Annotated in this window: 14 protein-coding genes; 7 read left to right on the top strand and 7 right to left on the bottom strand. The window is 71.9% G+C overall.

The annotated features are described in order from the left end of the window. Window positions 1-8: 8 nt before the first annotated feature. The 3 genes from L2C96_RS10570 to cobU form a co-directional block, all read right to left on the bottom strand. Window positions 9-761, bottom strand: coding sequence for an adenosylcobinamide-GDP ribazoletransferase (locus L2C96_RS10570; RefSeq protein WP_237336023.1), 753 nt, complete (start codon window positions 759-761; stop codon window positions 9-11). 209 nt (window positions 762-970) lie between these two features. After that, window positions 971-1,996, bottom strand: a complete 1,026-nt coding sequence (gene cobT, locus L2C96_RS10565; RefSeq protein ID WP_020423527.1) for a nicotinate-nucleotide--dimethylbenzimidazole phosphoribosyltransferase — start codon at window positions 1,994-1,996, stop codon at window positions 971-973. Further along, window positions 1,993-2,613 (bottom strand): bifunctional adenosylcobinamide kinase/adenosylcobinamide-phosphate guanylyltransferase, encoded by a 621-nt coding sequence (cobU, locus tag L2C96_RS10560; RefSeq protein ID WP_017984381.1) that lies wholly within the window; start codon window positions 2,611-2,613, stop codon window positions 1,993-1,995. The genes cobT and cobU overlap by 4 nt, the downstream gene beginning before the upstream one ends. Window positions 2,614-2,649: 36 nt before the next feature. Here cobU and L2C96_RS10555 point away from each other — a divergent pair, with 36 nt between their 5' ends. Both L2C96_RS10555 and L2C96_RS10550 read left to right on the top strand, forming a co-directional pair. After that, window positions 2,650-3,579: a cobalamin biosynthesis protein gene (locus L2C96_RS10555; RefSeq protein ID WP_237336022.1), complete on the top strand. Its 930-nt coding sequence runs from the start codon at window positions 2,650-2,652 to the stop codon at window positions 3,577-3,579. Next, complete coding sequence (locus L2C96_RS10550) at window positions 3,576-5,048, top strand: cobyric acid synthase (RefSeq protein WP_237336021.1); 1,473 nt, start codon at window positions 3,576-3,578, stop codon at window positions 5,046-5,048. The genes L2C96_RS10555 and L2C96_RS10550 overlap by 4 nt, the downstream gene beginning before the upstream one ends. Before the next feature lie 411 nt (window positions 5,049-5,459). Here L2C96_RS10550 and L2C96_RS10545 read toward each other — a convergent pair whose 3' ends face one another. Together L2C96_RS10545 and L2C96_RS10540 are read right to left on the bottom strand one after the other, a co-directional pair. After that, window positions 5,460-6,245 carry a DeoR/GlpR family DNA-binding transcription regulator gene (locus L2C96_RS10545; protein ID WP_020421763.1) on the bottom strand — a complete coding sequence of 262 codons (786 nt, stop codon included), beginning with the start codon at window positions 6,243-6,245 and terminating at the stop codon, window positions 5,460-5,462. Window positions 6,246-6,335: 90 nt separating this feature from the next. Then, on the bottom strand, window positions 6,336-7,730 hold the full coding sequence (locus L2C96_RS10540) for a Dyp-type peroxidase (RefSeq protein ID WP_237336020.1): 1,395 nt from the start codon (window positions 7,728-7,730) through the stop codon (window positions 6,336-6,338). Between the two features lie 234 nt (window positions 7,731-7,964). Here L2C96_RS10540 and L2C96_RS10535 point away from each other — a divergent pair, with 234 nt between their 5' ends. The 4 genes from L2C96_RS10535 (at window position 7,965) to L2C96_RS10520 (ending at window position 10,656) form a co-directional block, all read left to right on the top strand. Continuing rightward, a complete protein-coding gene (locus L2C96_RS10535) occupies window positions 7,965-8,873 on the top strand; it encodes a LysR family transcriptional regulator (RefSeq protein WP_237336019.1) in 909 nt (302 codons plus the stop codon). An 81-nt stretch (window positions 8,874-8,954) separates the two neighbouring features. Beyond that, the gene (locus L2C96_RS10530) at window positions 8,955-9,458 is read left to right on the top strand and encodes an allene oxide cyclase barrel-like domain-containing protein (RefSeq protein ID WP_237336018.1); all 504 of its coding nucleotides are present in this window, start codon (window positions 8,955-8,957) and stop codon (window positions 9,456-9,458) included. A gap of 149 nt (window positions 9,459-9,607) precedes the next feature. After that, the gene (locus tag L2C96_RS10525; RefSeq protein ID WP_020421759.1) at window positions 9,608-10,192 is read left to right on the top strand and encodes an NADPH-dependent FMN reductase; all 585 of its coding nucleotides are present in this window, start codon (window positions 9,608-9,610) and stop codon (window positions 10,190-10,192) included. An 11-nt stretch (window positions 10,193-10,203) separates the two neighbouring features. Continuing rightward, the gene (locus tag L2C96_RS10520) at window positions 10,204-10,656 is read left to right on the top strand and encodes a YybH family protein (RefSeq protein WP_237336017.1); all 453 of its coding nucleotides are present in this window, start codon (window positions 10,204-10,206) and stop codon (window positions 10,654-10,656) included. Window positions 10,657-10,721: 65 nt separating this feature from the next. Here the strand turns inward: L2C96_RS10520 and L2C96_RS10515 are convergent, their stop codons facing one another. Continuing rightward, window positions 10,722-12,173: a glutamate synthase subunit beta gene (locus L2C96_RS10515; protein ID WP_237336016.1), complete on the bottom strand. Its 1,452-nt coding sequence runs from the start codon at window positions 12,171-12,173 to the stop codon at window positions 10,722-10,724. Next, on the bottom strand, window positions 12,166-16,695 hold the full coding sequence (gene gltB, locus L2C96_RS10510) for a glutamate synthase large subunit (protein WP_237336015.1): 4,530 nt from the start codon (window positions 16,693-16,695) through the stop codon (window positions 12,166-12,168). Before gltB ends, L2C96_RS10515 begins: the two co-directional genes overlap by 8 nt. Before the next feature lie 487 nt (window positions 16,696-17,182). On the opposite strand from gltB, the gene L2C96_RS10505 reads away from it, so the two are divergent. Continuing rightward, window positions 17,183-17,968, top strand: a complete 786-nt coding sequence (locus L2C96_RS10505; RefSeq protein WP_237336014.1) for an MBL fold metallo-hydrolase — start codon at window positions 17,183-17,185, stop codon at window positions 17,966-17,968. Window positions 17,969-18,067 lie beyond the last annotated feature (99 nt).

Here is an 18,067-nt window from a genome sequence, read left to right as displayed (position 1 = left end):
GTTCCGCGCTACGGCGCGAGCGCTAGCCAGGCCGCGGCGGCCGCGATCTCCACGCACGCGCCGAGCACGTCGCCGGTGATGCCGCCCAGCCGGGCGGTGCAGCGCCACAACACGGCCCCGGCCGCGGCGAAGGCGACGGTGACCGCTAGCGGGCCGCGCCACCAGTCCATTCCGGGAGCGAGGGTGGCGAGACCGGCGGCGGCGCACAGGGTAGCGACCGTCCACACCGGATGGATGCTGCCCGCGACGGTGGCGCCGAGTCCCGCGGGTCGGGCCGAGGGGATGCCGCGGGTGCAGCACAGGGCGAGCACCCACCGGCTCACGAGGGTGCCGGCGGCGGCGGCCGTGACTCCGTGCCCGGCGGAGATCGCGCCGCTGAGTGCTCCACACTGGACGATGAGCACGAGGACCAGTGTGGCGACCCCGGTGGGTCCGGAATCGCCGCGGCGCATGATTTCCAGGGCGCGCTCGCGGTCGAAGGACGCGCCGAGGCCGTCCGCGGTGTCGGCGAGGCCGTCGAGGTGCAGCCCCCGGCTGGCGAGGCCGACCGCACCGACCGCGAGCCCCGCCACGGCGATCGCGGGCAGCCCGAGCGCACCCCCCGCGAGGACGACGAGCCCGGCCAGCACGGCGAGCGGCACGGCCGCCACCGGTGCCAGGAGCATCGCGCCGCCCGCCACGCGCCGGTCGATGGTGCGCGGTGCGGGGACCGGGAGGGCGGTGAGGGTGCCGAGTGCCATGCGCAGTGCGTCGGTCAGCATGGTGGTGCCCCTCGTGTGGGGGCGGCTGCCCGCCGGTCGATGGTGCGCGGTGCGGGGACCGGGAGGGCGGTGAGGGTGCCGAGTGCCATGCGCAGTGCGTCGGTCAGCATGGTGGTGCCCCTCGTGTGGGGGCGGCTGTCCGCCGGTCGATGGTGCGCGGTGCGGGAAACCCCACCGCGGCTCCACCTCCGCGGCCCGGATCGAACCCCTCAGCCAAGGTCGGCCAGCAGACCCATGTCCGCGATGATCGCCCGCGCCGCGCGCAGCGTCGGGATCGCCTGGACCGCTCCGCTGCCCTCGCCCAGCCGCAGGCCCAGGTCGACGATCGGCGTCAGCCCGAGCGCCTTCAACGCGACCGCCTGCGACGGCTCCGTCGACCGGTGCCCGGCCAGCCACCACCGCACCGCCTCGGGCGCGATCTCCGCGGCCACCACGGCCGCGGCGGCGGAGAACACCCCGTCCAGCACCACCGGCACCCCGCGGACCGCGCCCTGCACCAGGAAACCGGCCGTCGCGGCGGCGCACGCGCTGCCCAGCGCCGTGAGCAGCTCGAACGGGTCCGACACCCGCTCCCCGGCCCGCTCCACCGCGGCCCGCACCACCGCGACCTTCCGCGCGCGCCCGGCCTCGTCCACACCGGTCCCGGTGCCGACGACCTCTTCGGCAGGCACCCCGAGCGCCGCGGCGACCAGTGCCGCCGCCACCGCGGTGTTGCCGATTCCCATGTCACCGGGGATGAGCAGGTCCGCGCCGTCGTCCACCTCGGCGTCGGCGACCCGGCGGCCGGCCTCGAACGCCCGCGCGGCCTCGCCCGGCTCCAGCGCGTCCTCGGCCTCGATCGACCCCGACCCGCGCCGGACCTTCCACGCCCGCACCTCGGCCGGCACGTCGGACAGGTCGTCGTCGACCGCGATGTCCAGCACCCGGACCCCCGCGCCGACCTCGCGGGCCAGCACGTTCACCCCGCTCTTGCCAGCCAGGAACACCCGCACCATCGCCGCGGTCACCTCACGCGGGTACGCCGACAGCCGGCTCACCCCGTGGTCCCCGGCGAACACGACCACCCGCGGCCGCTCGATCGGCGGCGGCGGGACCTGCCCGGACGCGGCGCACAGCCACGCGGCCAGCTCCTCCAGCCGCCCCAGCGCGCCGACGGGTTTGACCAGCGCGTCCAGTCGTTCCAGCGCGGCGGCGTGCGCAGCGGCGTCCGGCGCGGGGATGTCGAAGCGGGTCACAGCCGAGCCCTTTCGTCGAGGTGCAGGACGCGCCCCGCCACCACCAGCTGGACGCTGTCCGCCTGGGCCGCGACGCGGTCGTTGAGCGCACCCAGCACATCACGGAACAGGCGCCCGGAGGCTGTCGCGGGCACCACACCCATGCCGACCTCGTTGGTCACCGCCACGATCGGCACGTGCGCGATCCGCCACGCCTCGAGGAACTCCTCCATCCGCTCGTCCAGCCGCAGTTCCCAGCCGTTCTTCGCGTCCCACGCGCCGACGTCGCCGAGCACCCGCGTGACCCAGGTGCCGAGGCAGTCGATCAGCAGCGGCCGCGACGCCTTCCGCACCGTCGTGGCGAGGTCGCCGGTTTCGACCGTGCGCCAGTTCGCCGGTCTGCGGGCCTGGTGCAGCGCGATCCGCGCCGCCCATTCGGGGTCGTCGCCGGTGGGCACCGGGCCGGGCGCGACGTAGACGACTTCGGGATGGCGGGCCATCAGACGCTCGGCGTGGCGCGACTTGCCCGAGCGGACCCCGCCCAGGACCAGCACCTTCGCCTCGTCGTCCCCGTACCGGCGGAGCAGCCGGGCGGCGGCCTCCAATGAGGCGGCCAGCCGCTGGGTCAGCTTGGTCATACCCGGCATTGTCGTGCACGGGCTACCGTCCCGTGTGTGGTGTATGCAAGATCGTTGACCGCGGTCGGCCTCGTGGCCGGTTACGCGCTGGACGCGGCCTTCGGTGATCCGCGCCGCGGGCATCCGGTCGCCCTGTTCGGGCGCGCCGCGAAGGCGCTGGAGCGGCGCGTCTGGGCCGACTCGCGGGCGCGCGGCGCCGCATACGCCATGACCTGCGTCGGTGCCGCGGCGGGGCTCGGCGCGCTCGCCCAGGCCGCCGCCCGGCGGCCGTTCGCCCGCGTCGCGGTGACGGCGCTCGCCACGTGGACCGTCCTCGGCGGCCGGGGCCTGGCGGCGGAGGGGGAGGCGATGGCCGTCCGGCTCGAGTCGGGCGACGTGCCCGCGGCGCGGCAGCGGCTGGGGCACCTGTGCGGCCGCGACGCCTCCGAACTGGACGAAAAGGGCCTGGCCAGGGCCGCGACCGAGTCGATCGCCGAGAACACCAGCGACGCCGTCGTCGCACCGCTGGTGTGGGGCGCGGTGGCCGGGGTGCCCGGGCTGCTCGGCTACCGGGCGCTCAACACCCTCGACGCGATGGTCGGGCACCGCACGCCCCGTTTCGAGCGGTTCGGCTGGGCAGCCGCGCGCGGTGACGACCTCGCCAACCTGCTGCCCGCCCGCCTCGGCGCGCTCGCCACCGCCGCCTGTGCGCGTGTGGTGGGCGGCCGCCCCGGCCGGTCGGTGGCGGTGTGGCGGCGCGATGCCGCACAGCACCCGAGCCCGAACGCCGGGCAGATCGAGGCGGCCTTCGCGGGCGCGCTCGGCGTGCGGCTGGGCGGGGTCAACACCTACGCCGGCCGGGTCGAGGACCGGGGCGCGCTCGGCGACGGCCCGGCGCCGGACGTTGCCGACCTGCGCCGCGCCGTCCGGTTGTCCCGCGCGGTCGGGCTGGCGGCGCTCGCGCTGGCCGCGGCGGTGGCGCGATGAGGGGTCTGCTGGTCGCCGGGACCACTTCGGACGCCGGGAAGAGCCTGGTCACCGCGGGCATCTGCCGGTGGCTCGCGCGCCGCGGGCTGCGGGTGGCGCCGTTCAAGGCGCAGAACATGTCGAACAACTCGATGGTCTGCGCCGACGGCGCGGAGATCGGGCGGGCGCAGTGGTTGCAGGCGGTCGCGGCCGGGGTGGAGCCGGAGGCCGCGATGAACCCGGTGCTGCTGAAACCGGGCAGCGACCGGCGCAGCCACGTCATCGCGCTCGGCAAGCCGTTCGGGACGCTGGAAGCAGGCGAGTTCGCCACCGGCCGCCGCGAGCTGGCACGCATCGCCTTCGACGCCTTCGACGAGCTGCGCACGCGGTTCGACGTCGTGGTGTGCGAGGGCGCGGGCAGCCCCGCCGAGATCAACCTGCGGCAGGGCGACTACGTGAACATGGGGCTGGCGCGGCGGTTCGGGCTGCCGGTCGTGGTGGTCGGCGACATCGACCGCGGTGGCGTGCTGGCCGCGATGTACGGGACGGTCGCGTTGCTGGAGCCCGCGGACCAGGCGCTGCTCGCCGGCTGGGTGGTGAACAAGTTCCGCGGCGACGAGTCGTTGCTGCGACCGGGCCTGGACCGCATCGCGGAGCTGACGCACCGGCCGGTGCTGGGGGTGCTGCCCTGGCTGGACCGGGTGTGGATCGACTCGGAGGACGCGCTCGCCGTCGCGGGCTGGCGGCACGAGCAGCAGGTCACCGGTGGCCTGCGGGTGGCGGTGGTGCGGTTCCCGCGCGCGTCGAACGCGACCGATGTGGACGCGCTCGCGGCGGAGCCGGGCGTGACGGTCACGCTGACCGCGGACCCGGACACCGTGCGGGCCGCGGACCTGGTGGTGCTGCCCGGAACCCGCGCGACGGTGGGGGATCTGCGGTGGTTGCGGGAGCGCGGGCTGGAGCCGGCCCTGGCCGCGCGGGCCGCCGCCGGACGGCCGGTGCTCGGCATCTGCGGTGGCTACCAGATGCTGGCGGAGACCATTGTGGACGATGTCGAGTCCGGTGCCGGGACGGTGCCTGGGCTCGGTCTGCTGCCGACGCGGGTGTCGTTCAGTGTGGAGAAGGTGCTCGGCAGGCCGGTCGCGCGGTGGCGCGGGCACGAGGTCGAGGCCTACGAGATCCACCACGGCAGCGCGACGCCGACCGGGGAGGCCGAACCGTTCCTGGACGGCTGGCGGCGCGGTGCGGTGTGGGGCACGACGTGGCACGGCACCCTGGACAACGACGGCTTCCGCCGGGCGTGGCTGGGCGAGGTGGCGGCGCAGGCCGGGGTGGCTTGGTCACCGGCGCCGGGGGCACCCGGTTTCGCCACCCTGCGCGAGTCGATGCTGGACCGGCTCGCGGACGCCGTCGAGGAGCGCCTGGACACGGACGCCCTGCTGCGGCTGATTGAGCGTGGTGCGCCGGAGGGGTTGCCTGGTGTGGGCTGAGTGTGGGGCTCGCCTTTGGGGGCTGGCGCTGGGTTAGGCCGGAGATGTGGTTGGGCGGCTGTGGTTGACCGGGGCGCGGGCTGCCCGGCGCGGGGTGAGCGAGTGCGCCGGAGGGGTTGCCTGGTGTGGGCTGAGTGTGGGGTTCGCCTGCGGGTGCTGGCGCTGGGTTGGGCCGGGGATGTGGTTGAGCGGCTGCGGTTGACCGGGGCGCGGTCTGCCGGGCGGGCTGCCCGGCGCGGGGTGAGCGTGGTGCGCCGGAGGGGTTGCCCGGAGTGGGGTGAGCGTGGCGCTCGCCTGCGGGGCTGGCGCCGCGGTTGGGCTGGGCGGATGTGGTCGAGCGCTGGCTGCGGCTGACCGTGACACGGCCTGCCGGGTGGTGCCGTTGTGGGCTGAGCGCGGGCCGGTTTCAGCTCAGACGAGCGTCACCCGCACGCCTTCGAGTTCGAAGGCCGACACCAGGCTCGGCTCGGCGGCTGAATCGGTGATCAGCAGGTCGATGTCGAGCGTCGGGCAGATGCGGGCGAATGCGTAGGCTCCCAGTTTCGAGCTGTCGGTCACCACCACGACCTTCTTCGCGCGGTGCGCCAGCAGCTTGTTGATCGCCGCCTCGGATTCGTGGTGCGCGTAGGCTCCCCGCAGCGGGTCGACGGCGTCCACGCCGATGAACGCCAGGTCGAGGCTGACCTCCTCCAGCACCATCCCCGCCAGGTGCCCGGTCAGCTCGAACGACTGCGGCCGCGCCACCCCGCCGGTGCTGACCAGCCGGATGCTCTGCCGCACGGTCAGCTCGTGCGCGATGTTCACCGCGTTCGTCACCACGGTCAGCGCCGGGGAACTGCCGCGGTCGTTGAAATCCGGACGGCTGGCGATCGCCCTGCTGACCTCGGTCGTGGTGGTGCCCCCGTTGAACCCGATCACCATTCCGCGATTCACCAGCCGGGCCGCGGCCTCGGCGATGCGGCGCTTTTCCACCGCGTGCCGGTCGGCGTGGTTGCGGCCGGGGAGGTTGTAGGCGACGTTGCCGGCCACGGCGCCGCCCCGGGCTCTGGTGAGCAATTGGCGGCCTGCCAAATGATCGAGGTCGCGCCGGATCGTGGCAGGGGAGACGTTCAGTTTCGCCGCCGCCTGGTCCACCTCGACCCGGCCCTGCTCGCCGATCATTTCGAGCAGCGTGTTCAGCCGCTCATGCCTGTCCACGCATCAGTAATACCGCCTCGCGCGCGCCTTGGAAACCCGATCACGGCAACAGCCCGCCGGAGGAAATCCGGCGAACTGTCGGAATTTCACTCACAGACTCCGCAGGAAGGCAAGTGACGGCATGAAGAAATACTCGCCGCCCTTCATTGTGACCGCCTGCGGAATGGGATCGGTCGCCTCGGCCACGTTGTTGTGGCCCCATTCCGGCGCGTATTTCTGCGGTGCCCGCGCGCCCTGCCCGATGACCGGGTCGAGACCCGGCTGTGAACCGTCCGGCGGGAACGGGAACGCGGGGTTGTTCGCCCAGATCTGCTGCGTGAACTCGAACTGGTTGCCCAGGTTCGAGTTGAAGGCCATGAACAGCAGGCCGACGTCCTTCGCCGGGCGCAGGCGCGGCGGCAGGTCCGCGTTCGGGTCGTCGTGGCGGCGGCCGTAGGTCTGGCCGCGCCGGGCCATCAGGTGCTTGCGCTCCTCCTCCGGCGCCTCCGCCCCGCCGGAACCCCGCGGGTTGGTCTTGCGGATGTGCGCGTGGAACGGGCACTTCTGGCCCAGCTTGTCGCTGTCGTAGCTGAAGTCGTTGCCGACCGGGTGGTGCGAGCCGGGCGCGCTCTGCACGGTCAGCGGCGTGCCGTCCTCGAACCGGCCGACCAGCATCGCGCCTGCCCGCTCCCGGTCCTCGCCGCGCAGCCCGAGGTCGTGCGCGAGGTCGCGCTCGGCCTCCTTGAACAGCCGGACGTTCTGCTCCAGCTTGCGGAACACGAAGTAGCTTCCGAAGTGGACGGTCGGGTCCGGCGCGGCCGGGTCGGGCACGAGGACCTGCTCCAGCGGTGCCGACGGGTCCCAGTCGTTGACGCCGTCGGTGGTGTCCCGCTCGGCGTCGACGTCCTCGGTGAGGAACAGCGGCTGGCTGCGCCCGTCGACGTAACCGAAGTGCTCGATCCCGTCGCCGTTGGCGTTGGCGAGCCCGAGCCCGGACTCCTCGCCCACCACCGTGACCGACGCCGGGCGCAGCGCCTCGACCTGGCGGCGCAGGGTGCGGACCGGACCGGCGGTCGCGTCGCCGAGGAGGAGCACGGCGTCGATCGTCTGCTGGTAGTGGCCCTCCCACTCGGTGACGGCCGGGTCGGCGAGCTTCTCGACCGCCGCCTTCGCGCCCGCGGTGAACGACGGGTCGGCAGGCGCGGTGACGCCGAGCGTCGCGTAGCCGTGCGCGGTCAGGCCGACGCCCAGGTAGGGCGTGCCGCCCGCCTTCGTGAGCTTGTGCGCCTCGACCTCCCGCAGGTGGGTCCGCGCGGACTTCATCAGCCCGGACAGGCCGTTCAGGAAGGTGCGGGCCTCGGCGTCGTCGCCGAAGCCGAGGAACAGCACGGTGAGGCGGTCCCGGACGTGCGCCTTCAGGATGTTCGGCTGCAGCTCGTCGAGCATGGTGGCCGCTTCGCCGGTGGCGGACTTCCAGGACAGTGTGGTGGACAGGTCGACAGGCATGTGCGCCCCCTCATGGCTTTACCCCAGTGACGGTGGCGGCGCCGCGAGGCCCCTGTCGTGTGCGGCGCCGTCACCTGCCCCTAAGTCGCGCTGAGTGGCTGCCAAGTACGAAATGGCCGGGTTTTCACCCGATCGGCTCAGGGGGCGAACGGACCGGTGGCGCTATAGCCGGAGGGCTATCGTGCCTGAGATCAGTATTGACATGCGGTCATGCTCGGGAAGGTACGGCGTGCGATGGACCTGAACTCGCTCAGGCAATTCCTCGTGGTGGCGCGACTGGAACACCTCAGCCACGCGGCCGACGAGCTGCGCGTCGCCCAGCCGTCACTGAGCCGCACCATCGCCCGCCTGGAGAGCGAGCTGCGCACGCCCCTGTTCGATCGGGCCGGGCGGCTTCGGCTGAACGACACCGGAAGGCTCTTTCGCGACTACGTCGAACGCGCGCTCGGCGAGCTCGAAGCAGGGCGCCGGGCCGTCGCCGAGGCCACCAGCGGGAGCTTCGGCACCGCGCGACTGGCCTCGGAAACCTTCCTCACCTTCATCGGGCCGCTCACGGCCTTCAAGCGGGCTCATCCCGGCGTGGAAGTCGAACTCCGCCAGACGCCCGCCGCGGAGATGGCCCGCCGCCTCCTGGCTCACGACGTCGACCTCTGCGCCGCCTCCCAGCCGATCGCCACCGAAGGGCTGGAAGCCGTCCCGCTGCTGGACGAGGCCATCTGGCTGGCCACTCCGCTCGATCACCCGCTGGCGGGCCGGACCTCGGTGACCATCGAAGAACTCGCCGGCGAACCCTTCATCGCCGCTGGCAAGGGGCACTGGCATCGCCGGCTGCTCGATCGGCTCTTCGCGGCCCGCGACCTCACCCCGAAGATCGTCTGCGAGGGCGACGAGCTGGGCGCCATCGCGGAACTCATCAAGGCGGGCCTCGGCGTCGGCCTCGTCCCCGACCTCGCCAAACGCTCGTTCCCCAGCGACTCGGCCGCCTGGATCGCCGTCGACGCCCCGGACTGCCGCCGCACGCTCACCCTCTACTGGGGCGCCGGCAACCACCTCTCGCCCGCCGCCCGCGGGTTGCGCGACACGATCATCGGCTGGGACTGGATGTCCGGCGGGCCGCATACCCCGGCGGCTATAACGCCATAGCGATATTGGTCTTAGTCAAGATGTCCTCGGCGTCATAACTTTCTCGCTGTTCGGTCGAAATCCGGAGACGAGGAAGAAACCATGTACCCGAGGAAAGCGTTGCGGAAGAGCTTCGTCGTAGTGGTCGCGGGGGCGCTGCTGGCCGGCGGCGCGCTCAGCGCCTACGGGGCGGAGACCAGCACGGCGAGTCGGCCGGCGCCTACCGAGATCCTGGAACTCGCGGTCGAGAACGACCAGTACGCGGCCCCCGACCTGCCGCCGGCCGGCGCCAGTGTGGGTGATCTCTACGTGTATTCCGGCTGGCTGCTCGAGGACGGCCGCAGGGTGGGGCAAGGCGGGGGTTCGTGCCAGATCGTCCACCTCGACGGCGCCAAGATCACCACGCAGTGCGTGCTCACGGCGAGGCTCGAGCAGGGATCGCTGACCGCGCAATCGCTCTGGGTCACCGGCGAGAGCCCGCTCGACATGGCCATCACCGGCGGCACCGGCGCCTACCGCGATGCGCAGGGCACCGTCCGGGTGTGGGACATCGCGACGCCGGACGAGCGGATGCGAGCCGAAATCATCCATTCCGCAACGCGATGACCACAGGGATCGGGTTCATCTCGGTCCCCGGTGAACCTGCGCGCCTGGCTCCCCGGACGACCTCGCCTGACCGGGCCGCCTGACGTTCCGGCCGGCCACGTCGTCGGAAGATCAGCACACTCGCGATGCACGACAGGAGTTTTCGGAAAATGACCAGAATCGGCATCATCCTCGGCAGCACCCGCCCCAACCGCAACGGCGCGCAGATCGCCCAGTGGGTCCTGGACACGGCCTCACAGCGCGACGACGCCGAATTCGAACTGATCGATCTGCGCGACCACCCGCTGCCGCACCTGGACGAGCCGATGCCGCCGATGTTCGGCCCGTCGGTCCACGCCCACACCCGCGCTTGGGCCGAGCGGATCGCTCCGTTCGACGGCTTCGTGGTGGTGACCCCGGAGTACAACGGCGGGATGCCCGGAGTGCTGAAGAACGCACTCGACCACGCTTTCGCCGAATGGACCGACAAGGCGGTCGGCTTCGTCTCCTACGGCGCCAACGGCGGCGCCCGCGCGGTGGTGCAGCTGCGGACGGTCTGCAGCACGCTCGGCATGGCCGACGTCGGCTACCAGGTCGCGATCTCGGTGCTCACCGATTTCGAGAACCACACCACCTTCACGCCACGCGACCACCACGTCGCCACCCTGGGCAAGACCCTGGATCAGCTCATCGCCTGGAGCACCGCCATGGCGCCCCTGCGGGCCACCGCCGAAACCGTTTCCGCCCAGTCTTGAGGGGACGAATCATGACTACGGCCAACGGGTTCCGAGCCCAGCGCGATGAAGCCGAGATCCGCGAGCAGATCGGCAAGGTGGCCGAAGCGTTGCGGGCCAAGGACATCGAGGCCCTGCGGCACCTGTACACCGAAGACGTCGTGTCCTTCGACATCGAGCCGCCGCTCCAGCACATCGGAATCGCGGCGAAACTCGAGAACTGGGCGCGGGTGTTCCGGTTCTTCGAGACCCTGACCTACGAGATTCGCGACCTGACCTTCACCGTGGGCGCCGAGGTGGCGTACGGGTATGCCTTCGCTCGCCTGCACGGCACGCTGCCGAGCGGGGTGACGGCGAACGGGATGTGGGTCCGGGTCACCTACGGCATGCGAAAGGTCGACGGCGCCTGGTTGATCGCCCACGACCAGGTCTCTGTGCCGCTGGAGATCTCCAGCGGCAAGGGCGTGGTCGACCTCGAACCCTGAAGGTGCGCGTTGGGCTCGGGGCGGGCCGTCGCGGCTTCGTTGCCGCGGCGGCCCGCCCCGGGGCACTAGGCGATCGGCCGGTCCGTCGGCGCGATCGGCGCCGGCAGGACGTTCCGGCCGGTCAGGTAGGCGTCCACGCCGGCCGCGGCGGAGCGGCCCTCGGCGATCGCCCACACGATCAGCGACTGCCCGCGGCCCATGTCACCGGCCACGAACACGTTCTCCACGCTGGTGCGGAAATCCGCGTCCCGCGCGACGTTGCCGCGCGCGTCCAGCTCCACGCCGAGCTGCTCGATCAGGCCTTCGCGCTGCGGGCCGACGAAGCCCATCGCCAGCAGCACCAGCTGCGCGGGCAGCTCCCGCTCGGTGCCCTCGACCTCGACGAACTTCCCGCCCTCGTTGCGGACCTCGACCAGCCGCAGCGCCCGCAGGTTCCCGTCCTCGTCGGCGAGGAACTCCTGCGTGCTCACCGAGTACAGCCGCTCGCCGCCCTCCTCGTGCGCCGAGGACACCCGGAAGATCATCGGGTACATCGGCCACGGGTGCGCCTCCGAGCGAGTCTCCGGCGGTCGCGGCATGATCTCCAGCTGCGTCACCGAAAGCGCGCCCTGCCGGTGCGACGTGCCGACGCAGTCCGCGCCGGTGTCACCGCCGCCGATCACCACGACGTGCTTGCCCTCGGCCGAAATCGGCGACGACTCCAGCTCACCCGACGCCACCCGGTTCGCCAGCGGCAGGAACTCCATCGCCTGGTGGATGCCCGGGATCTCGCGGCCCTTGACCGGCAGGTCGCGCCACGCGGTCGCGCCACCGGCCAGCACCACCGCGTCGTAGGACGACCGCAGCTCCTCCGCCGTGATGTCGACCCCGACGTTCACACCGGTCCGGAACTCGGTGCCCTCGGCCCGCATCTGGTCCAGCCGCCGGTCCAGCCGGCGCTTCTCCATCTTGAACTCGGGGATGCCGTACCGCAGCAGCCCGCCGATCGCGTCGGCCCGCTCGAACACGACCACGTCGTGCCCGGCGCGGGTCAGCTGCTGCGCCGCCGCCAGACCGGACGGACCGGACCCGACCACCGCGACCTTCTTGCCGGTGCGCGTCTTCGGGGGCTGCGGCGTGATCCAGCCCTCCTCCCACGCGCGGTCCACGATGGAGATCTCGACCCGCTTGATCGTCACCGGGTCGTCGTTGATCCCCAGCACGCACGCGGTCTCGCACGGCGCGGGGCACAGCGTCCCGGTGAACTCCGGGAAGTTGTTCGTGGCGTGCAGCCGCTCGATCGCGTCGCGCCAGTCGTCGCTCCAGACCAGCGTGTTCCACTCCGGGATCAGGTTGCCCAGCGGGCAGCCCTGGTGGCAGAACGGGATGCCGCAGTCCATGCAGCGGCCGGCCTGCTTCTCCAGCTTGTTCGACGCGAAGTCCTCGTACACCTCGCGCCAGTCGAGCAGCCGCAGCGGCACCGGCCGGGTCTTCGGCGTCTCGCGCGGCGTCGTCAGAAAACCCTTGGGGTCAGCCATGTGCGGCCTCCATGATGGCTTCGTTCACGTCCCGGCCGTCGCGCTCGGCTTCCGCCTGCGCGGCCAGGACCCGCTTGTAGTCCTTGGGCATGACCTTGGCGAACCGGGCGATCGTGGTCTCCCAGTCGGCCAGCAGTTCCCGCGCCACCGGCGACTCGGTCTCCACGAAGTGCGCCTCGACCGCGTCCCGCAGGAACTCGACGTCCTCGTCGTCCAGCGGGTCCACGTCGACCATCTCCGGGTTCACCCGCAGCGGCGACAGGTCCAGCACGTAGGCGATCCCGCCGGACATGCCGGCGGCGAAGTTGCGCCCGGTCGGCCCGAGCACGACCACGCGACCGCCGGTCATGTACTCGCAACCGTGGTCGCCGACGCCCTCCACGACGGCCAGCGCGCCCGAGTTGCGCACGCAGAACCGCTCGCCGACCTTGCCGCGCAGGAAGATCTGCCCACCGGTCGCGCCGTAGCCGATCACGTTGCCCGCGATGATGTTCGCCGACGTGTCGAACTTCGCCTCCTTGGGCGGCCGCACGATGATGCGGCCACCGGAGAGGCCCTTGCCCACGTAGTCGTTGCCGTCGCCGAACAGCCGCAGCGTGATGCCCTTCGGGATGAACGCGCCGAACGACTGCCCGGCGGTGCCGGTGAAGGTCACGTCGATCGTGTCGTCCGGCAGGCCCTCGCCGCCCCAGCGCTTGGTCAGCTCCGACCCGAGCATGGTGCCGACGGTCCGGTTCACGTTGCGCACCGGCAGTTCCAGCCGCACCTTGTCCCCGGAGTTCAGCGCGCCCTCGGCGAGCTGGATCAGCGTGTTGTCCAGCGCCTTCTCCAGGCCGTGGTCCTGCTTGACCACCTGGTGCCGCGCGGCACGCGGCTCCAGCTCGGGCACGTGGAAGATCGGCGACAGGTCCAGCCCGCGCGCCTTCCAGTGGTCGACCGCGGGACGGGTGTCGAGCACCTCGGCGTGCCCGACGGCCTCCTCGATCGAGCGGAAGCCCAGCCGCGCCAGGTACTCGCGCACCTCCTGCGCGATGAACTCGAAGAAGTTCACCACGTACTCGGCCTTGCCGCTGAACTTCTCGCGCAGCTTCGGGTTCTGCGTCGCCACGCCGACCGGGCAGGTGTCCAGGTGGCAGACGCGCATCATGATGCAGCCGGACACCACCAGCGGCGCGGTCGCGAAGCCGAACTCCTCGGCGCCGAGCAGCGCGGCGATCACGACATCGCGGCCGGTCTTGAGCTGGCCGTCGGTCTGCACCACGATCCGGTCGCGCAGCCGGTTCGCCAGCAAGGTCTGCTGCGTCTCGGCCAGGCCCAGCTCCCACGGGCCGCCCGCGTGCTTGATGGAGGACAGCGGCGAGGCGCCGGTGCCGCCGTCGTGACCGGAGATCAGCACGACGTCCGCGTGCGCCTTCGACACACCGGCCGCGACCGTGCCGACGCCGACCTCGGACACCAGCTTCACGTGGATGCGGGCGGCCGGGTTGGCGTTCTTCAGGTCGTGGATCAGCTGCGCCAGGTCCTCGATCGAGTAGATGTCGTGGTGCGGCGGCGGGGAAATCAGGCCCACACCCGGCGTGGAGTGCCGCGTCTTCGCGATCCACGGGTACACCTTCGCGCCGGGCAGCTGACCGCCCTCGCCGGGCTTCGCGCCCTGCGCCATCTTGATCTGGATGTCGTCGGCGTTGACCAGGTACTCGCTGGTGACGCCGAACCGGCCGCTCGCGACCTGCTTCACGGCGCTGCGCCGCTCCGGGTCGTACAGCCGCTCCGGGTCCTCGCCGCCCTCACCGGTGTTGGACTTGCCGCCCAGCCGGTTCATCGCGATCGCCAGCGTCTCGTGCATCTCCTGCGAGATCGAGCCGTAGGAGATGGCGCCGGTGGCGAACCGCTTGACGATCTCGGAGACCGGCTCGACCTCCTCGATCGGCACCGGCGGGCGCACGCCCTCCTTCAGCTCGAACAGGCCGCGCAGGGTGAACAGCTTCTTCGACTGCTCGTCGACGGCGTTCGTGTACTCCTTGAACACCTCGTAGCGGCCGGTGCGCGTGGAGTGCTGCAGCTTGAAGACCGTGTGCGGGTTGAACAGGTGCGGCTCGCCCTCGCGCCGCCACTGGTAGTCCGAGCCGATCTCCAGCTCGCGGTGGTTCGGTCGGAACCCGTCGCGCGGGAACGCGCGGGCGTGACGCTGCCGGACCTCCTCGTGCAGCACGTCGAAGCCGACGCCGCCCAGCCGCGAGGTGGTGCCGGTGAAGCAGGTGTCGATGACCTCCTGCGACAGGCCGAGCGCCTCGAAGATCTGCGCGCCGGTGTAGGAGGCCACAGTGGACACTCCCATCTTCGACATGGTCTTGCGGACGCCCTTGCCCAGCGCCTTGATCAGGTTGCGGGTCGCCTGCTGCGCGGTGACGCCCGGGATCTTGCCGTCGCGGGCCAGCTCCTCGACCGTGGCCATCGCCAGGTAGGGGTTGACCGCGGCGGCGCCGTAACCCAGCAGCAGCGCGATGTGGTGCACCTCGCGGGCGTCGGCGGTCTCGGCGATGATGCCGACCTGCGTGCGGGTCTTCTGCCGCACCAGGTGGTGGTGCACTGCGCCGGTGAGCAGCAGCGACGGGATGGCCGCGTGGTCGGCGTCGACCCCGCGGTCGGACAGCACGATCAGCCGCGCGCCCTCGGAGATCGCGTTGGACACCTCGGTCCGGATCTCCTCCAGGCGCGCCAGCAGCGCGTCGCCGCCGCCGTGCACGTCGTAGAGGCCGTGGATGGTGACCGCGGTGAACTCCGGCAGGTCACCGTCGTCGTTGATGTGCACCAGCTTGGCCAGCTCGTCGTTGTCCAGCACCGGGAACGGCAGGACGACGCGGCGGCACGACTCGCCGGTGGCCTCCAGCAGGTTCGGCTGCGCGCCGAGCTGGGTGCCAAGCGACGTCACCAGCTCCTCGCGGATGGCGTCCAGCGGCGGGTTGGTGACCTGGGCGAACAGCTGGATGAAGTAGTCGAAGATCGGCCGCGGGCCGGACGACAGCGGCGCGAGCGGCGAGTCGTTGCCCATCGAGCCGATCGGCTCCGCGCCACTGCGCGCCATCGGCGACAGCAGGGTGTCGAGCTCTTCTTCGGTGTAGCCGAAGGCCTGCTGGCGGCGCACCAGCGAGGCGTGCGTGGGCACCTCGCGCTCGCGCTCGGGCAGTTCTTCCAGGCGCACCAGGCCCTGGTCGACCCAGTCGCCGTAGGGGTGCTCGGCGGCCAGCTGCCCCTTGATCTCCTCGTCGTCGATTATGCGGCCCTCGGCCGTGTCGACGAGGAACATGCGGCCCGGCTCCAGCCGGCCCTTCTTCACGATCGTCGACTGGTCCAGCTCCAGCACGCCGACCTCGCTGGCGAGCACGACCAGGCCGTCCTCGGTGACCCAGTACCGCGCCGGGCGCAGGCCGTTGCGGTCCAGCACCGCGCCGATCTGGGTGCCGTCGGTGAACGACACCAGCGCCGGGCCGTCCCACGGCTCCATGAGCGTGGAGTGGAACTCGTAGAACGCCCGCCGCGCGGGGTCCATTTCCTCGTGGTTCTCCCACGCCTCCGGGATCATCATCAGGACGGCGTGCGGCAGGCTGCGGCCGCCCAGGTGCAGCAGCTCCAGGACCTCGTCGAAGCTCGCCGAGTCGCTCGCGCCGCGGGTGATGATCGGGTAGATCCGCTTGAGGTCACCCGGGATCAGGTCGGTGGACAGCATCGACTCGCGCGCGTCCATCCAGTTCCGGTTGCCGCGCAGCGTGTTGATCTCGCCGTTGTGCGCCACGTACCGGTACGGGTGGGCCAGCGGCCACGACGGGAACGTGTTGGTCGAGAAGCGGGAGTGCACCAGCCCGATCGCGCTCGTCACGCGCTCGTCGGTCAGGTCCGGGAAGAACCGCGGCACCTGCGGCTCGGTGAGCATTCCCTTGTAGACGATGGTGCGGGCGGACAGGCTCGGGAAGTACACGTCCTCGTCGGCCAGCAGGTGCTCGGCGCGCTTGCGCACGCAGAACGCCGCGCGTTCCAGGTCCAGCCCGGTGCGCAGCCCTTCGCGCGAGGCCAGGAACAGCTGCGCGAAGTGCGGCATGGTCGAGGCCGCCGTCGGCCCGACGTGCTCGGTGTCCACCGGGACCTCGCGCCAGCCCAGGACACGCAGGCCCTCCTCGGCGACGAGGCCCTCGATCGCGCTCATGGCGCGGCCGCGGGCGGTCTCGTCGACCGGCAGGAACGCGGTGCCCACGGCGTAGTGACCCGCCTCGGGCAGCTCGAAGTCGACGACCTCGCGGAAGAACGCGTCCGGGACCTGGATCAGGATGCCCGCGCCGTCGCCGGTCTCCGGTTCCGCTCCTCTGGCGCCACGGTGTTCGAGGTTGCGCAGGGCCGTCAGGGCCTTGGTCACGATGTCGTGGCTGCGTCGGCCGGACATATCGGCGACGAACGCGACACCGCAGGCATCGTGCTCGTATTGCGCGTCGTACAAGCCTTCCGGCTTGCGAACACTGTGGCGGGTCACGGCTGGCCGTCTCCTCACACGTGGGCGCGGCACGGGCTGTTGTTAACGCAACAGCCCTCCTGCGCGATGGTCAGTCGAGAGCAGAAGTCCGAGTCGCCTGAACGAGGGCAGGACTCGGCACACCGGCCACACGTCGTTGGGTGGCCGCCGGTCGGCACGTCTTCGGGCCGCTGGCGCGCATCAGCGAGATCCCCGGGTCGTGGTGGGCGGGTTCCCGCGGCGCGCCAGTTACCCCCGGGTTCGCCGGGTCTTATGACAGTAGTGTGAACTCGCCGTTATCGACATACGTCGAGCGGACCTCGTGGCATATGCCATACGGACGTTGACGCGACAGCCTCCGGTGTGGAAGTACCGTTGCACCAGCGTTGACCTGCGCAAAGGTGTGCTGGTGCGGTGCCGTGATCGATTCACCGGTTCGAGTGGGTGTCCGATTAAGTAATCAAGGTGTTACGGACGCGGAGCGCCTTCCGGCCGGGATACTCGGGGTGTGGACGGCCTGGCGATGCGTTTCCTCGGGCACTCGACGGTCCGGCTGGAGATCGCCGGCCGGGTCGTGCTGACCGATCCGGTGCTGACGCGCACGGTGGGCGGGCTGGTGCGGGTCGCGCCACCGCTGGATCCCGCTGCCTACGCCGACGTCGACCTCGTGCTGATTTCCCACCTGCACGGCGACCACCTGCACGTGCCGTCGCTGCGGCTGCTGGGGCAGGACGTGCGGATCGTGGTGCCGCGCGGGGCCGGCGGGTGGTTGCGGCGGCGGGGGTTTCCGGCGGTGGCGGAACTGGACATCGGGGAGCGGCTGGAGCTCGGCGACCTCCGGGTGACCGCGGTGCCTGCGGACCACTCCGGGCACCGCTGGGGGCCGCGCTTCACGCACGGCCCGCAGGCGCCCGCGAGCGGTCACGTCGTGGAGGGGCCGGGGGCGCGGGTGTACGTCGCCGGGGACACGGACCTGTACCCGGGGATGGCCGAGCTGGGCCCGGTGGACGTGGCGCTGCTGCCGGTGTGGGGGTGGGGGCCGAATCTGGGGCCGGGGCACCTGGACCCGGCGCGGGCCGCGGAGGCGGTCTCACTGGTGCGGCCGCGCGTGGCGGTGCCCGTGCACTGGGGCACCCTGGCCGTCCCCGGCCTGGCGCGAACCCGCCGCATGCGGCGGTTGCTGGTCTCACCGCCACGGACGTTCGGGGCGGAGGTGGCGGATCGCGGCCTGCCGACCACGGTGGCCCTCACGGAGCCCGGCGAGCCGGTGCGGCTGCACAGGTCGCCCCGATGAGGCCACCCGGAGAGCCCACGACCGCGGGCTTCGCCAGTCCCGTGCTCGTCGGTGTGAGATCGGCGATCGTCGGCGCGGCGGTCACCGGGCCGGGGCGGG

Source organism: Amycolatopsis tucumanensis, from assembly GCF_021654135.1.
Taxonomy (GTDB): Bacteria; Actinomycetota; Actinomycetes; order Mycobacteriales; family Pseudonocardiaceae; genus Amycolatopsis_E; species Amycolatopsis_E tucumanensis.
Note: the sequence above shows the minus strand (reverse complement) of the source record. Positions and strands in the feature narration are given on the sequence as shown.

What these genes read in the sequence shown, in the direction of transcription:
- L2C96_RS10540 (WP_237336020.1), bottom strand. Translation starts at nt 7,730, where the DNA reads ATGCCTGTCGACCTGTCCACCACACTGTCCTGGAAGTCCGCCACCGGC.
- L2C96_RS10515 (WP_237336016.1), bottom strand. Translation starts at nt 12,173, where the DNA reads ATGGCTGACCCCAAGGGTTTTCTGACGACGCCGCGCGAGACGCCGAAG.
- L2C96_RS10535 (WP_237336019.1), top strand. Translation starts at nt 7,965, where the DNA reads ATGGACCTGAACTCGCTCAGGCAATTCCTCGTGGTGGCGCGACTGGAA.
- cobU (WP_017984381.1), bottom strand. Translation starts at nt 2,613, where the DNA reads ATGACCAAGCTGACCCAGCGGCTGGCCGCCTCATTGGAGGCCGCCGCC.
- L2C96_RS10570 (WP_237336023.1), bottom strand. Translation starts at nt 761, where the DNA reads ATGCTGACCGACGCACTGCGCATGGCACTCGGCACCCTCACCGCCCTC.
- L2C96_RS10530 (WP_237336018.1), top strand. Translation starts at nt 8,955, where the DNA reads ATGTACCCGAGGAAAGCGTTGCGGAAGAGCTTCGTCGTAGTGGTCGCG.
- L2C96_RS10525 (WP_020421759.1), top strand. Translation starts at nt 9,608, where the DNA reads ATGACCAGAATCGGCATCATCCTCGGCAGCACCCGCCCCAACCGCAAC.
- L2C96_RS10520 (WP_237336017.1), top strand. Translation starts at nt 10,204, where the DNA reads ATGACTACGGCCAACGGGTTCCGAGCCCAGCGCGATGAAGCCGAGATC.
- L2C96_RS10550 (WP_237336021.1), top strand. Translation starts at nt 3,576, where the DNA reads ATGAGGGGTCTGCTGGTCGCCGGGACCACTTCGGACGCCGGGAAGAGC.